This is a genomic window from Streptomyces sp. NPDC058239, from assembly GCF_042882185.1.
Taxonomy (GTDB): Bacteria; Actinomycetota; Actinomycetes; order Streptomycetales; family Streptomycetaceae; genus Streptomyces.
On sequence record NZ_JBHVWS010000040.1, the window covers coordinates 15053 to 29571 of the forward strand.

Below are 14519 nucleotides of genomic sequence, written 5' to 3' on the forward strand. Positions count from 1 at the left end.
GTCCGTAGCGATCAGTGGCGCAGGTTGAGACGGTGCACGCCGCCGTCGACGGTGCCGACGTAGAGCGTGCGGCCGTCGGGGCTCGCGGCCAGTTTGGTGGTGTCGGTGTTCTGCAGGCCGGTGGAGATGTTGTGCCAGCTCAGACCGTGGTCGGTGCTGCGCAGTACGCCGCGGCCGCCTTGCAGGAGGCCGCTCGCCCCGGAGCTGGTGGTGGCCGCATAGAGCGTGTCCTTGACCCGGAGCAGGTCGGAGACATGGATCGCGAGAGCGCCGGTGTCCGCGGTGCGGAAGGTCCGGCCGCCGTCGGTGCTGACGTGGACACTCTCACCGCCGATGACCAGGCGCCGTCCGTCGAGGTCGATCGCGGTCACCGGGCCGTCGGCGACCTTGGTGACGGTCACCCCGCCGTCGTCGGACCGGTAGAGACCGGCGGTGTTGCCGAGCCACAGGCGCAGCGGATTTGCGGGGTCGCCCGCGATGGTGTCGAAGGAGCGCTCGTGGTAGAGGTTCTTCCACGTCGCGCCGCCGTCGCTGGTGGCGAACAGCCCCTGGCCCAGAAGGCTTCGGAAGCTGACCATGACCCGGTTCGGGTCGGCGGGGTGGACCAGGAGCGCCGTCGGCACCTCGGCCGAACTGCCCTTCTTCTCCCAGGTGGCACCGCCGTTGCCGCTGCGCTCGACGGTGAATGAGCCGAACGCGGTGCGCCGCACCTTCCAGATCACCTTCGGATCCTTGGCCGACACGGCAAGTTGCGGGACAGTCACGCCCCTCATGCCCTCGCCGCCCGACCGGCCCCATTCCGGGCTCGCGACGGGAAGGGCGGTGCGGTAGACCGAGCTGTCGGTGGCGGCGAGCAGATGGCCGTCACTGACAGCGAGATCGTTGACGGTCAGTCCCTGGACACCGATCCGCCGATACCCGGTGCCGTCCGCCGCACCCCGGTAGAGACCGTCCTGCTCGCTGGAGACGGTGACGGAACCGTCGGCCCAACGGTCGTAGTCCATCGGTAGCGCCGCGCGCGACGGCGCAGCGACCGTGGTCCACGTCCGACCGTGGTCGCGGCTGAGACGGCCGCTGCCGGACAGCGTGCTCAGGTACAGGTCGTCACCCGAGACGGTCAGGCGGAGGCCGCCGTCCGTCATGGACAGCAGGGTGGTCCAGGTCTCCCCGCCGTCACGGGAACCGACAACTCCCCGGCCCGGGACATACACCGCCACGACCGAGGAGTCGGCGGCCAGCCCGCCGACGCCCCCGCCGGACGGGGCGAAGAGCAGGCGTGCCTCGCCGGGGTTGCCCGAGCCGATGCCGGAGCGGGCCCAGACGCCGTGATACGTCGTCATATAGAGGGTGTCACCGGTGACGGCGGCGGCGGTGATGCCGCCGGTGACGCCGGTCGGATACGTCGTCCAGTGGTCGCCCGCGTCTGTGCTGACCAGCAGTGCGTCCGAGGTGACCGCGACCAGGGTGCGGGTCCGTTCATCGGCGGCGAGCGCCACGATGCGGGTGTCCGGGACGTCGAGCGTGCGCCAGGTCCGTCCGTTGTCATCGGTGCGCAGGATGGCGCCCCGCCGACTGCCGTCGTGAACACTGTTCACGGCGTACCACCAGCGGTCGGGATTCTTCGTGTCCACCACGAGCGGACCCGTGCCGTCCGCGACGGGCAGTCGGCCCAACTGGCGCCAGGAGGCACCGTTGTCGGTGGTCAGCCAGGGAGCCGCCTTCTGGTACTGGGTGAGGACGGCCTGCTTCGGCCGACTCGGCGAGAGGGCGACCGAACCGGCCTCGCTGTTGGGGCCGACCGGCTCCCAGCGGTCCCCGCGGCTGTCGACCGGGGTGACCTCGAAGGCGCTGGCGCCGGTGAGCCGCTGCCCGGTGCCGGCGGTGCCGCGTACCGAGACCCGGTAGGCGCCGGCCACGCTGCCGGTCACCGCGGCCCGGTAGTAGCCGCTGGCGGGATCGAGCGTGGAAGTGACGTCGACGGACTTGCCGCGAGGCGGGGTGACGGTGACGACCGGCGGTGCTGCCAGCCGGGTCGGCGGGGCGATGTGCACGGTCGAGTGACCGTCGCTCGGGTCGGGTGCGGCCTGGACGGCCAGATACCGGACGGCGAGCAGATAGGGCACCCTGATCGCCGCTCCTCGGTCGGGAGTCGCCGTGAGACGGCCGCTGATCTCGGTGTCGGCCGCCGGTCGGGCGACGCGCAGCGAGACCGTGACTGTCGCGGTCCCCCCGGCCGGTACAGTGACCCGCTTCGCCGAGACCGTGGCCGGGCCGTCGGCCCGCAGCGAGGTCGCGATCGGCCGCTTGCCGGAGTTCCGCAGCGTCACCTTCGCGATGCCGCCGACGTGACGCCGGGACAGATCGGCGAGTCCGAACGACACCGACGCCGGCGAGGCGCTGACCGTGGCCGAGGCGGCCGCGGCCACATCGAGCCGGCCCGAGCCCTGCGTCGTGGGCCCGCTGCCGCTCAGCGGCTTCGCGGTGCCGACCAACGCGGCCTTGATCTCGGCAGGCGCCCGGCCGGGATGCAGCTGGCGCAGCAGGGCCGCGGCGCCGGCGACGTGCGGGGTCGCCATCGATGTCCCCGACATGCGGTACTCGCCGGGCCCGTACAGTGCCTTGGGCATGGTGGAGCGGATCTCCACTCCCGGTGCGACCAGATCGGGCTTCAAACCGAAGTCCTGTGCGGGACCGCGTGAGGAGAACGAGGCGATCCGGTCGGTGGTGTCGGTGCCGCGCAACGTCACCGAGACCTTCCCGGCGGCGAGTCGGGTGCTCAACTCCGTGTACTGGGTCGAGTCGATGCCCATGACCACCAGGTGGTCCATGCGCAGCGAGTCGCCGGAGGCGTCGATCCGCGCGGACGGGGACGGCACCTGGGCCACGCCCGGTTCAGGGTTCACCTCCGGCGGCCGGACCTCTTCCGGTGCTCCGGCGACGAACACCGGGCCGTCGTTGGAGGGCAGGCCGGCCAGCACGCCGATCGCGCCGCGTTTCTCCGCCTCCTTCGCCCACTCCACGGCGTTCGCAGTCAAGTACCGGGCGTCGGAGGCGATGAGCATTTCGGCCCGCACGATCTTTCCGCGTACGTCGCCGACCCGCTTCCAGTCCTCGGCAGTGCCCTCGCCGACATCGACGAGCGGCGCCGTGACGGGGTGCTCCGGCGGGTTCGCGGACAGGATGCCGCGGTAGGTCTGGATCAACTCGGGTTTCTTGCTGGCCAGATAGGCGCTGGGCAGCCGCAGATTGCTTGTCGACGCGCCGACCGCGACCACGCCGTCCGCCGTTGCGGGGCTGCTGACCGTACCCGTGCCCGGTCCGTCGTTGCCGGCCGCGGCCACCACGACCACGCCGGCTTGTACGGCCGCGGTCGCGGCGCGGCCCAGCGGGTCGGTGCCGTCGCCGGGGCCGCCGAGGCTCATGTTGATGACATCGGCGCGGTGCGGGTTGGCCGGATCGGAGGCCGCCTCGATTCCGGCGATGATGTCCGACGTGTAGCCGGAGCCGTCGGCGTCCATCACCTTGTAGGCCAGCAGTTTCGCGCCGGGCGCCACGCCGGTGACGCCGCCCTTCTCAGCCGCCTTGCCCGCGATGATGCCGGCGACGTGGGTGCCGTGGCCGTTGTCGTCCATCGGGTCCTCGTCACCGTTGACGAAGTCGTGCCCTCCTACGACCTTGTGCCCCTTGCCGAGTCCGCCGCCCAGGTCGGGGTGGGTGTAGTCCACGCCGCTGTCCAGGACCGCGACAGTGGTCCCCTTGCCGGTGACGCGGCTTCCGGCCGGGTCCTTGCGCTGCCAGACGCCGGGTGCGCCGATCAGCGGCACGCTGACGTCCGTCTTCGTCAGCACCCGGGTGTCGGGGCGGACGGCGGTGACGCCCGGCAGCGAGGACAGCCGCCCCACCTCGGACGCGGGCACCGTCATTGCCACGGCATCGATGAGCAGATTTAGTTTGCGGGTCGCCGAAGGGTGCAGCCCGGCGCTCTTCGCCGAGCCGAGGAACGTCTCCTGCCGAGTGTCGAGCGCGCGGCGGGCGGCGCCGACGCCGCGGGCGGCCTCGGCGGACAGCAGCGATCCACCGGGCGCGGCGGTGACCGCTGGGTTCCCGGACAGTTCGACGAGCACTCGTTGCGACGGGTCGGGCGTGGACGCGTTGGCGGCACCCGGTGCAGCCGCCAACGTGCCGGCGAGAACAACGGCGGCGAGGGCGGCATGACGCGATCTTCGTGACTTCATTGCCATGCGTAAAGGTCCTAGTGGTGAGGGCACTTGCCGCACAACTGATCTCCGTGGCCCATTGCTGCCGCTGGCACAATTGGGCCACCATCCGTCCATGACTCCCGAGACACCGCAACTCACGGCGGCAGGCATCGATCCGTTCGACGAGAGCGTCTACCGCGCCGTCCTGACCAGGCGAACGGCGGCGCCTGCCGAACTCACCGCGGATCTCGACTGTTCGGCCGAGCGCGTCGCCAGGGCGCTGAACCGGCTCCGCGACCACGGGCTGGTCGGCCGACTCGCCGGTTCCCGCCGCCGGTACGCCGCGATCGAGCCCGGCGCCGCCGTCGAGGCGCTGGTGCGGGCCAGAAGCAATGAGCTGGAGCAGGTCCGTTCAGCGGCCGACGAACTGTCCCGGCTGTTCGCCGCCGCGCGCACCGGCGCGACCTATGAGGACGAGGTGGAGATCACCACCGGCAGCGAGGCGCTCGGCCGCTGGTTCGTCCGCCTTCAGCAGGAGGCCCACGAGGACGTGATGACCCTGGACCGGCCGCCGTACGCCCTGACCACCTCCAACCCGGTGGAGGCGACAGCGCTTGGCCGCGGCGTACGGTACCGCGCGGTCTACGCCCCCGAGGCCCTGGAATGGCCGGGCGTCCTCGACGACATCCGCGAGCTGGTCCGGCACGGCGAACAGGCCCGCGTCCTGCCCGGCCTGGGCATCAAACTCGCCATCGCCGACCGCAAGCTCGCTCTGATGCCGCTCTCCCTCGACCTCAACGACGTCCGCGCCGCGGTGATCCGCCCGTCCACCCTGCTCGATGCCCTCACCGGCTACTGGGAAATGTGCTGGAAGCAGGCCCTGCCCCTCAACGCCCCCGCCGAGGACCCCCTCGGCGAGGAGGACCGACTCGTCCTCACCCTCCTGGTGGGCGGCCTCAAGGACGAGGCGATAGCCCGCCAGCTCGGCTGGTCCGTGCGCACCATGCGCCGCCGCATCAGCCGCCTGCACGACCTCCTCGGTGCCGCCAACCGCTTCCAGGCCGGAGTGATCGCGGCCCGCCGCGGCTGGTTGTGAGACAGCACGTCGGCAGCAGGTGGGGCGGCAACGAGTGGATGTGGTCTCGGCGCGCGTTCCATGCCTGCACAAATCGGCTTGTCACCGATGAAGTCCCGTACCTGTGGCTGGAGACATCGCGGGCGAGGCCACGCGCGAGTGGGTGGCCGAGCGGAACGCCGAGACGGAGGCGGTGCCGGCCGCCGATGCCGGGTTCGCTTCCCCGAAGGATTGCCTGCGGGAGGTGTTGGACGCTTCGGACCGTATTCCCTGCACCGCCCGTCGCGCGCAGTATTCCTTTACAACTTCTGGCGGGACGCCGGGAACGTGCGTGGTGTGTGGCGGCGTACGGCATTGGAGCAGTACCGCAAGGATTCTCCCGAGTGGGAGGTCCTTCTCGACGTCGACGCGCTTGTCGCGGCGGAGGGCGAGAAATGGGTTCGGGCTGTTGCCTGCTCAACCGTATGCCACGGCCTCACCTCGGGTTATCACCTTTTTGATGTGTTTTCCCTGGCTGCAGCCGGTATGGCCCCATTTCGTTTGTAGCGTGGAGACAGCATCGTTCGAGCTGCCCGATGGGGTCTCATGGCCGCCTGGCGGGTCGTATCCCGTTGTCGGCTCGACGAAGCACCGTTCCGTCATGACGCAACATCCCCGACAGGGTCGGCCCGTGCGCCGGCCTTCGCGTGAAGGAGAATCTGTGATCTCGAAAAGCAAGAAGGCCGCGCGTTCCGTGGCCGTGGCACTCGCCACAACTGCCGCGCTCACCGTCAGTATGCCGAGCGGGAACGCCTTCGCCATCGACCACGTCCAATGTGTCGGCGGGGAGAACTTCTTGAAGATCTGGTCGCACTTCGAGGGCCGTCAGAGCGTCGACTGCTACGCGAACGGCGGTAAGACCGACTTCGGCGGGTGGTGGGTCGACCGGATCTCCACGGGCAACAACGACCTGATCTACTACGACGCCAACGGTGACTCGGTGAAGATCGAGCGCTGGCACGACATCACCTTCCCGAACCAGCCACCGAAGGTTGTCGCCATCCAGATCCTGTGACGAGTTGACATCCGGTTGCGGGGAATGACTGTCCGGCCACGCTCTTCCGGGCGTGGCCGGGACACATGGCCCTGCGGGCCCGGTCCGGTGCGGTCATTACTCCCACCTACCCGGAACTCGCGTCGTGCTTCACCTCGAACGCCCACCGGTCTTCGACAGCCTTGGCTCCGCGCTCGACAGGCCCACGGTCCTGGACGGCGAGATCGTCGCACTCGACAGCGAGAGGCGCAGCGACTTCGAGCGGCTGCAGTCCCGGACGGGGCCGACCGGATCCCCGGCAAAATGCCGCCCGCAAGGCCCAGATCGCGCCGGCTCGCCTGGTCCTGTTCGACGTCGTGTTCCTTGGACACAGCAGCCTGGCCAAGATGCCGTACACAGAGCGCCGGACCCTCCTGGAGGGCCTGGGCCTGGACGGGGCCCACTGGTCGACGCCCGCAGCGGTCGTCGGGCACGGAGCGCAGGCCGTGGAGATGACCCGAACCGCGGGGCTGGAGGGCGTGATCGCGAAGCGGACGGGAGGCACCCGGCGGCTGGCCTTGCTCCCGAGCGTCGTCTCGATCCACCTTCCGATCACGCCTCTCCGGACAGACCCTGGGCTGTCCGCCGGCGCGGGGCCTCGCCATCGGGGACGTCCGGGGAGGCGAAGTGGAACGGCACCCGAAGGCGGTTGGCCGGGGCACGGCCCGCCTCAAAGGCGGCGGAGGGCGGTGCCCCGGCCGCGGGGTCGCCAAGGCGGTGGTGGACGGTCGCCGGGTGGCCTTCTCCGAACGTCGTCAGTACGCCCCGAACGACCAGAAGACGCCCACCTCGTCGTCGGTCACCGCGATCAGGCCCAGGTCCTCGAAGAAGTCGAGGCCGTTGAGGTACTCGGAGGTGAGGAAACCACGGGATTTGGTGCCCTGGAGGCCTGCTGCGAGGAAGTCCTGGGCCGGGTCGGAGGCGGCGGCCGTCGCGTTGGTCCAGTAGCGCGCGGTGGGCCCGTACCGGTCGAGCAGGGTTCGGGCATCCGCCAGTACGGCGTCCCGGTCCGGGCGGGAGCGGACGGGGGCGGGCTCCGACTGCCATTCCTCGGCCATGATGGCGAGCGCGGCGACCGCCGTCTCCGCCTCCAGGGGGTACAGGCGGTCGGGGAACTCTGATGCGTCCGGGGGGTCGAAGGGGTACGCGGGCACCGTGTGGCGGGCGACGTTGGTGCGGTCCCTGTCCAGTCGGACCCAGCCCCGGGGGTCGGGGACCGACCGGTGCAGCACGGCGTGGACGTCGTGCGCCCAGTCCTCGTGCCGCCGGGGGCCGGTAGCCGCGAAGGTGTACGTGTCGTCGAGCAGCCGTAGCGCCGCCGCGTTCCAGGGACAGCGACGGCAGCGGAACTCCGCCAGCAGACCGCCGACTTGGCGGGCAAAGGTGTCCTTCGGTTCGCAGGGGATGCGCCGGAGCTGGTCGAGGGCCCAGCGGGCGAGCTCGCCCCCTCCTTCCGCTGCAAGGCAGACCGGCCCCTGCGGGAGCGGGAGGTCCGTTCCGTCCCAGAGCGCCTCCAGGTGCGCATCGAGCAGGTCCAGGGCGGTCCGGGCGGCAGGCAGTGACATTTCGCCACTCTAGGCCGTCTCTTTCGGGCTGTGCCGGCCCGGGGTGATCGGCAAGACGCGCGCTGCGGCGTACGGTCCGGAGGAGCGACGACACCGTGCCCCAGCCGGCCCGAGGCAAGCACGGTGCTGTCGAAACTCGGGTTCTGACTCAACTCCTTTGGTGCATCCATGTTCCGTGACCGTTGATCTTCGTAGTGGCTCTCTTCGATCGTCCTGAAATGCCCTGTGGCTGCTGTGGCGTGCCCGAGGTTCGGGTCCGTGAATGATGCGCTGCTCCGACTGGAAGAACTCCTGTTCCTGGCGGACCCTGAAGTCGCGGTGATGTCGGTGGAGTACGACGGCGAGGCGGTCTGGATCGGCGTCACGCGCAAGCCTGCCGATGCTGAGTGTCCGGGCTGCGGAAGGTGGTCGAACCGGATTCACGGGTCCTACCTGCGTTTTCCTGCTGATCTTCCAAGCGCGGGAACGCGTGTGGTGCTGCGCCTGCAGGTCCGCCGGTTCGCCTGCGCGGACACATCCTGCGGACGGCAGACCCTTGTTGAGCAGATCCCCGGACTGACCCGCCGTCACGCTCAGCGGACTGAGCGACTGCGTTCGGCCTTGGCCGAGGTGGCCTTGCTTCGGCCGGCCGCGCCGGAGCCCGCCTTACGGACGTATTCGGCATCTCCGTCAGCCGCAGCACGGTACAACCTCGGTGAGGCCGCGGAGCGATACGTATCGCGCCATCGGGCATGCCTGCGTCGGCCATTCGCGGTGCCCGGCTCCGGGAGCGACACCACGCCACCGGCTCCCGAAGCCGGGGCGTCGCCCTGGCCGACTGGGCACCGGTTCGCCGACCGAACTCGCGAGAAGCACGCCATCGTCCACGGAATGCTCGGCGAAAGACACAGCCGCCGCGCGGTCGCCCGCGAACTCCGGATGACCTACCGAAACCGTGCAGAGTCTGGCCGATGCAGCAGCCCCGGAAAGGTACTGCTTGCCTCGTGACCTCACCTGTCGGGGGCCAGTGCAAGGATCCCCGGACGGCCACGCGTATTGGTAACCCCGGCTAACAGAACTTGAGGAATGCCTGGTGCAAGGCTGCCTTCAGCGGCCCGTGAGGAAGTCTTCGTCGGGTTCCCGGTCCGCCTCTTAGATCTGCGGAACCATCGGCTCGGAACCAAGGAAGTTGCGGAGGTTCTTCTCCAGCATCGTTTCCTGGCCGAGGTCTAACAGCTCCTGAAGTTCCTCGCCCGGCACCTTCAGATCGCAGGCAAAGCACAAGAAGGTGCCGGGAGTGAAGCGTGCAAGGCTGAACCGCCCCGGCTCGAATGGAGACTCGATTTCATGAAAGGATCGAGTCATGGCACGACCTTCCCGGTACCCGCTTGAGCTGCGTCGCCGTGCGGTGCACATGGTCGCCGAGGAAACATAGGTGGGCGAATGGTTCGGGAGAGCATGATGCGTGTCGCCGTGGTCGGCTCGGGCGCGCTGGGAGCGGCGGTGGCGGACGAGCTCGTGCGCCGCGGCCTGTCGGTCGTGGTCTGCACGGCGGAGGAGTCGCGGCCGCCGGTGACGGATGCGGCGTTCGGCTGGCTCAACTCGCACGGTTCGGCGGCGGAGCCGCCGTCGGGCGCGCGCGATCGGAACGAGCTCGCCCGGTCGCTCGGCGTGCTGCGCAACGTCACGGCGACGCCGCCGTTGCGCGGCGTCATCACCTGGAACGGCGCCGTGAGCTGGGCATCGACCGCAGCCGCGACGGCTCGATTCGCCGAGCAATCGGGTCCCGGCGTCGCGACCGTCGAGGCGGAGGCTCTGCGGCAGATCCTTCCCGGCCTGCGGGTGCCGCCGCCGGTCGTCGCGCACGCGAGCGACGAGGGCATGGTCGAGCCGGACGACCTGCGCCACGCGTTCCTCGCCCGCGCGCGGGCCGGCGGGGCCACCGTCGTCGCCGCTCGGGTGGATCGCATCCGGGCGCGGCGGGCGGGCGGCTACGAGCTGCAGGGCACCGGAGTGGCACTCGTCGTCGATGGGGTCGTACTCGCCTGCGGGACGGGCCTGCCCGCCCTCGCGGAGCAGCTCGGCGAGCACATCGAAGTGCCCGGTGTCCCGGCCGCGCGCTTCACCTTCATCGCGCCGGAACTGCGCCTGGACCGGGTGGTGTCCACGCCGGCCTTCGAGATCAGGCCGTCCGCCCGGCACGGCTTCGTCGGCGCTGAGGACGTGGTTCCGGGCGAGACGGAGACGGCGACGCGGGCGCGGGTGCGTGCGTCCCTGAGTGCCGTGAGGGAGGCGTTCGGACTGCCGCGGGAACCGGTGCTGGGGGACGTGACCATAGGGGTCCGCCCGATCCCGACTGGCGACGGCGTGCTCTGCGCACCGCTGGCGAGCGCTCCGGCGGTCGTCGCACTGGCTGCGCACCCCGGGGTGACGCTCGCGGCCTCGCTGGCGCTGCGTGCGGCGGAGCAACTCGGGAACCCCTAGTGTCCTGCGCCGGCAGAAACGGGCGAGGGAGTCGAGGATCTCCTCGGCCGTCTTGGTCCAGATGAACGGTTTGGGGTCCTCGTTCCAGTTCTCGACCACGTGCGGATATCGGCTTTGAGGGCCTGGACGTTCTTGTGTGCGCCGCGGCGGATCAACTGGTCGGCCAGGAAGCCGAACCACCGTTCGACCTGGTTGATCCACTAGGAGCCGGTCGGGGTGAAGTGCTCATCTCCGTGGATGCGGTCGGTCGGGGAGCTCGGCGGCGTATCGAGCCCAGTTCCCGCCAGATTGAGTCGAGGCGGTGGCCGTCTCAGGGCTGATGCCGAGCAGTTCTGCGAGGACCGCAGCTGGCAGCTGGGTGGAGAGCCCCATTGGGCGGACGTCCGGCCGGGGCAGGAATAGATGCCCAGTCGCTTCAGCCGGGCTCCGAGCCGGTGGTGGCTGAGGTGCTGACCCGCGAGGGCACCAGGGAAGAGCCAGGGCGAGTCCGTCGTGGCACCGAAACATTCCGTCCCGGCCTCGGGAGCCTCATGCCTCCCAAACCAGTGTCGAAGTGCTGGCCTCTGGCCGACGAACCGTCAACGACCTCATCTGCGGGAACGACCGACTGGATGAGCAGCAGGCCCTGACGGATGCGCCCGTGGATTCGCGGCCTTCGCTTCCCAGTACGGCCACCACACGGCCGCCATCGCCTCCCGCCAGAGCGGCGTCCCGACGCCCCTGTCATGGCAGTTCGCAGCCCCGCACCTGCCGATCCTTGCTCAGGCCGCAGCCACCATCACTCTCCGATCTGACAAGACACACGACCGCGTCGACGAGTCACCACTCTGAACGAAGAAGTCTGATCAGCGCCGACGGCGTAGCGCAAACAGAGTGCTCTGGACGGCCCTGCCCGGTCAGCAGCCGGTGCGCCGACATCCCAATCGTTTTCGAGCAGTCGACGGCGCCTGCCGAGGGCAGGCATGCCTCCCGAGACCGCCCCGCTGGCGCCTTCTGGCCGCGGCGGTGTGGGAGCGGGACCGGCCGGCCGTCGACGTTGCTGCGGCCGCCGTCGACACCGTCGCTGTGGTGTACGTAATGCGCGGCGCGTTTCCGAGATGGCCGGCGGCGGGGAAGGTGCTGCCGTCGCCGACCTCGATGAGGATCCTGGCTCCGGTCCTGACGCCGATTCCCGGCATGGACGTCAGGACGTTGGACACCGACGCCCCCACCAACACCGGCACAAAAGAGGAGTACGACGCCCGGGAGGACCGGCGCAGCCAGGAGCAGGAAGCGGCCCGGGCCGTGGAGGACCAGCGACGGCGCGAGGAACTGGCCCGGTTGGAAAGCCGCCTGGGAGTGTCCGTCCTGCCAGACGGATGTCGAGCCCAACACCGTGGGCCCGGACGGGTACCGCCACCCTGAGGGAGGCCTGTGCCTGGCCTGCGAACACACCTGCCGTGAACAGGCGACACAGACAATCGCTGCCGGGGCCCGGCCGGCTCCAACGGGATCCTTGCCCGTCTCCGCGCCCGTGCCGACGAGCGGTAGGGCAAGGAACGGGAGGGGAAGTGGCTTCGTTGATCTCTGGTGTCTGATCGATAGGCCACGTCCAGCGGGCGACATCGCCTTCGGGCAGGCGCAGCCCAGTCAGGCGGCCGCGTCCGGGAACCTCAGTGCCCGGTGGGGTCCACGCGGTTTACGGGGTCTCCCAGGCAGTATGCGTAGGAGTTGAGTCCGCCCTCACCGAAGGGAGACCAACTGTCCGGGGATGGGAACCGCATGAGCACGGGGTTGAAGGCTCGGTAGCCGTTCCCCAGAAGGTAGTGCCCCGTCACCGGGTCGGGCCGTTCCCCGTTGAACCCCAGGAGACTCACGAGGCCTGCTTCAGGGGAGGCCACCGTGGAGTAGGCCCGGGTGAGTTCCGCCAGTGCCGCGGATGCCTGGCCCGCAGACGTGTCCACGACGTGCTGGGCTTCGGTGCCGATGGCCGCCAGCAGCTTGTCGCGGGCATCCGTGGCAGCGGGTACCTCCGACACCATGATCTGCACCGGGATCTGCTGTACCGAACTGTCGGCAGAACCTTCCACGTTGGTTGATTCCGATCCCTCCGCGATGGGCGCACTGCGCAGCAGTTGGAGAACGCCCTGGGGGAGCTGGTTGGTCTGGGCGAGCATCGCCTGCGAGGCCTGGGTGAGGATGTTGTTCCTGGCCGCCAGGGTGTAGGCGTCGGCGAGTTGTGCCAGCGCCGTCGATGCCTGGCCCGGGGACTGTTCCGCGACGTGCTGGGCTTCGGTGCCGATGGCGTCCAGCAGCTTGTCGCGGGCGTCCGTGACGTTTGCAGAGCGGATGGCGGACTCCAGGCGGTTGCTGAACGCGCCCAGGTTCGATCGCTGGTCCGTGACGGTCTTGATTGCGACATCGATCTTCGAGATGGAGGAGTTGGCGTCGATCGCAGTCATGACGTTCACCGGACCCGCCGGGGCGGCCGCGCCCTGGGCTCCTGCGCCGTCCTGTTGAACGGCCGGGGCGGCTGCGCCCTGATCGGTCGGGGCGGCGGCCTCACCGGCGAAGAGATGCTGGATGTTGGCGGCGTAGATGTTCACGGCCAGCGCCTCGTTGGTGTTCGCGCCCGCGTGGACGCGCAGGGTCCAGGATGCTTGGGCGGTGGTGAGCGACGCGGGAGTGTTGATCTTTGCGGGTGTCATGCCCAGCTCATCGGCCGCCTTCACGTTGGTCTCTGCGGAGGCATCGGTGAGCATCCGCATCTTGGTGAAGTCGGCCTGGTCGGCGATGCGGGCGATCTCGTCGGTCAGCTGATCGACCTCGATCTGGATGGCCGAGCGGTCTTCCTCGCTGTAGGCGCCGTTCGCCGACTGGATCGACAGCACGCGCATCCGCTGAAGGACGCCTGTCAGCTCGTTGAGGTGGCCCTCGGTGGTTCGGATGAAGTCGAGCGCGTGGGTGGCTGAACGGACGTCGACCGTCTTCTCCTGAGGTGTGGTCGGCAGGGTGACCCGGGCCGGGCCTCGCTGCCTTCCTGCGTTGACCGTCTCGGCGGTGGGTTCGGGGGTGTTGCCGGTCACGAGTGCTCCTTCGAGTGTTTCTGGGTGCTGTCCGGCCCTCGGGCGGACATGGGGTTGAGCTGAGCGGATCGGCTGTCTGGGGGCTGGTGGGGCGGCAGCCGACCACGGGCCGGGGCCCACAGCGGGCAGCCGTGCCTGCATCCCCCTGCTGCGCCGTACTCGGTGGGGGTGTCGGCCTGCGCCGGGTCGGCAGCGGTGCGGATCAGTGCAGGGCTGGTCCCGGCGTCCCGGTGACGATTGGCCGTTTCCGGTGCCGATTCGGTGCACGGCCAAGGTCGTTCACGTGCCTTGAGACAGAGCCCGAGAGCGTCAGCGGGGTTCGCCACGGAGAAATATCGGTGCCGGTTCGTGGTCGTGGCTGCGAACGGGTCGGCATGCGCCCGGATGCCGTTGCGTGTACCGGGCTTACCGCGTTGCTCCAGTCGTCGGGCTGAAGCTCATGTATTGGTCCTTGTTGACGAGGTCCGGGTCCACGGGTACGACGTAGAAACCGTTGGTGGGGACGTGGGCGACAAGGCTGATCGAGTGCCTGGCCTGGGCGGCGGCGGTGGAGCCGGTGGTCACCAGGGCGTAGGCGCGGGTGAGTTCGGCCAGTGGTGCGGATGCCTGGCCCGGTTGCGTGGCCGCGACGTGCTCGACTTCGCGACCGATGGCGCGCAACAGCGCGTCGCGGGCCTCGGTCGTAGCGGCGGGGATCTCGGCCGGCGCGGCGGTGTTCCTGGTGAAGGCGCCCTCGAAGCCGCCGGCGTCGGCCGGGACGACGAGCAGAGCGACGTCCGCCTGCGAGGTGCCGGTGAGCAGGTTCCGATAGGCGTGGGCGAGTTCCCCCAGTGCGACGGAGGCGCGGCCCGCGTGGGTGTCGGCGACGTGCCCGGCCTCGCGGCCGATCGCGGCCAGGAGCCTGTCACGGGCCTCGGCGGCGGTGGGCTCCGGGGGTGCAAGGTGTTCAGGGGGCGGTTGGAGGTCACCGCCGACGGCGGTGACCTCAGGGGGTTCCGACTTGCTGGTGCTCACACGTGCTCCTCGTCCTGGACGGGTCGGGCCGTCGTGGCTACCGGGAGGCATCGCCACGACCCGTTG

10 protein-coding genes and 2 pseudogenes are annotated in these 14519 nt (G+C 69.9%); 5 read left to right on the plus strand and 7 right to left on the minus strand.

The window, feature by feature from the left end:
* Positions 1–11: 11 nt before the first annotated feature.
* Positions 12–4241, minus strand: coding sequence for a S8 family serine peptidase (locus ACFVYE_RS32665; RefSeq protein WP_389607975.1), 4230 nt, complete (start codon positions 4239–4241; stop codon positions 12–14).
* A 91-nt stretch (positions 4242–4332) separates the two neighbouring features.
* Between ACFVYE_RS32665 and ACFVYE_RS32670 the strand changes: the two genes are divergently transcribed.
* On the plus strand, positions 4333–5295 hold the full coding sequence (locus tag ACFVYE_RS32670) for a helix-turn-helix domain-containing protein (RefSeq protein WP_383977861.1): 963 nt from the start codon (positions 4333–4335) through the stop codon (positions 5293–5295).
* 679 nt (positions 5296–5974) lie between these two features.
* Positions 5975–6328, plus strand: coding sequence for a beta/gamma crystallin domain-containing protein (locus tag ACFVYE_RS32675; RefSeq protein ID WP_383977858.1), 354 nt, complete (start codon positions 5975–5977; stop codon positions 6326–6328).
* 773 nt (positions 6329–7101) lie between these two features.
* Here the strand turns inward: ACFVYE_RS32675 and ACFVYE_RS32680 are convergent.
* Positions 7102–7911: a hypothetical protein gene (locus ACFVYE_RS32680; RefSeq protein WP_383977855.1), complete on the minus strand. Its 810-nt coding sequence runs from the start codon at positions 7909–7911 to the stop codon at positions 7102–7104.
* 258 nt (positions 7912–8169) lie between these two features.
* On the opposite strand from ACFVYE_RS32680, the gene ACFVYE_RS32685 reads away from it, so the two are divergent.
* The gene (locus ACFVYE_RS32685; protein WP_383971996.1) at positions 8170–8898 is read left to right on the plus strand and encodes a transposase family protein; all 729 of its coding nucleotides are present in this window, start codon (positions 8170–8172) and stop codon (positions 8896–8898) included.
* A 144-nt stretch (positions 8899–9042) separates the two neighbouring features.
* Here ACFVYE_RS32685 and ACFVYE_RS32690 read toward each other — a convergent pair whose 3' ends face one another.
* Positions 9043–9255, minus strand: a complete 213-nt coding sequence (locus ACFVYE_RS32690; RefSeq protein WP_383971999.1) for a hypothetical protein — start codon at positions 9253–9255, stop codon at positions 9043–9045.
* A 93-nt stretch (positions 9256–9348) separates the two neighbouring features.
* On the opposite strand from ACFVYE_RS32690, the gene ACFVYE_RS32695 reads away from it, so the two are divergent.
* Positions 9349–10374, plus strand: a complete 1026-nt coding sequence (locus ACFVYE_RS32695) for an NAD(P)/FAD-dependent oxidoreductase (RefSeq protein WP_389607976.1) — start codon at positions 9349–9351, stop codon at positions 10372–10374.
* Positions 10375–10380: 6 nt separating this feature from the next.
* Here the strand turns inward: ACFVYE_RS32695 and ACFVYE_RS32700 are convergent.
* Both ACFVYE_RS32700 and ACFVYE_RS32705 read right to left on the minus strand, forming a co-directional pair.
* Positions 10381–10598: pseudogene (locus ACFVYE_RS32700) on the minus strand (IS630 family transposase); the annotation flags it as partial.
* Between the two features lie 870 nt (positions 10599–11468).
* Positions 11469–11573: pseudogene (locus tag ACFVYE_RS32705) on the minus strand (transposase); the annotation flags it as partial.
* Here ACFVYE_RS32705 and ACFVYE_RS32710 point away from each other — a divergent pair.
* Positions 11551–11778 (plus strand): hypothetical protein, encoded by a 228-nt coding sequence (locus ACFVYE_RS32710; RefSeq protein ID WP_389608019.1) that lies wholly within the window; start codon positions 11551–11553, stop codon positions 11776–11778. The pseudogene ACFVYE_RS32705 and the gene ACFVYE_RS32710 overlap by 23 nt on opposite strands.
* A 248-nt stretch (positions 11779–12026) precedes the next feature.
* Here the strand turns inward: ACFVYE_RS32710 and ACFVYE_RS32715 are convergent, their stop codons facing one another.
* Together ACFVYE_RS32715 and ACFVYE_RS32720 are read right to left on the minus strand one after the other, a co-directional pair.
* A complete protein-coding gene (locus ACFVYE_RS32715) occupies positions 12027–13439 on the minus strand; it encodes an RHS repeat-associated core domain-containing protein (protein WP_389607977.1) in 1413 nt (470 codons plus the stop codon).
* A gap of 405 nt (positions 13440–13844) precedes the next feature.
* Positions 13845–14453: a hypothetical protein gene (locus tag ACFVYE_RS32720; RefSeq protein WP_389607978.1), complete on the minus strand. Its 609-nt coding sequence runs from the start codon at positions 14451–14453 to the stop codon at positions 13845–13847.
* Positions 14454–14519 lie beyond the last annotated feature (66 nt).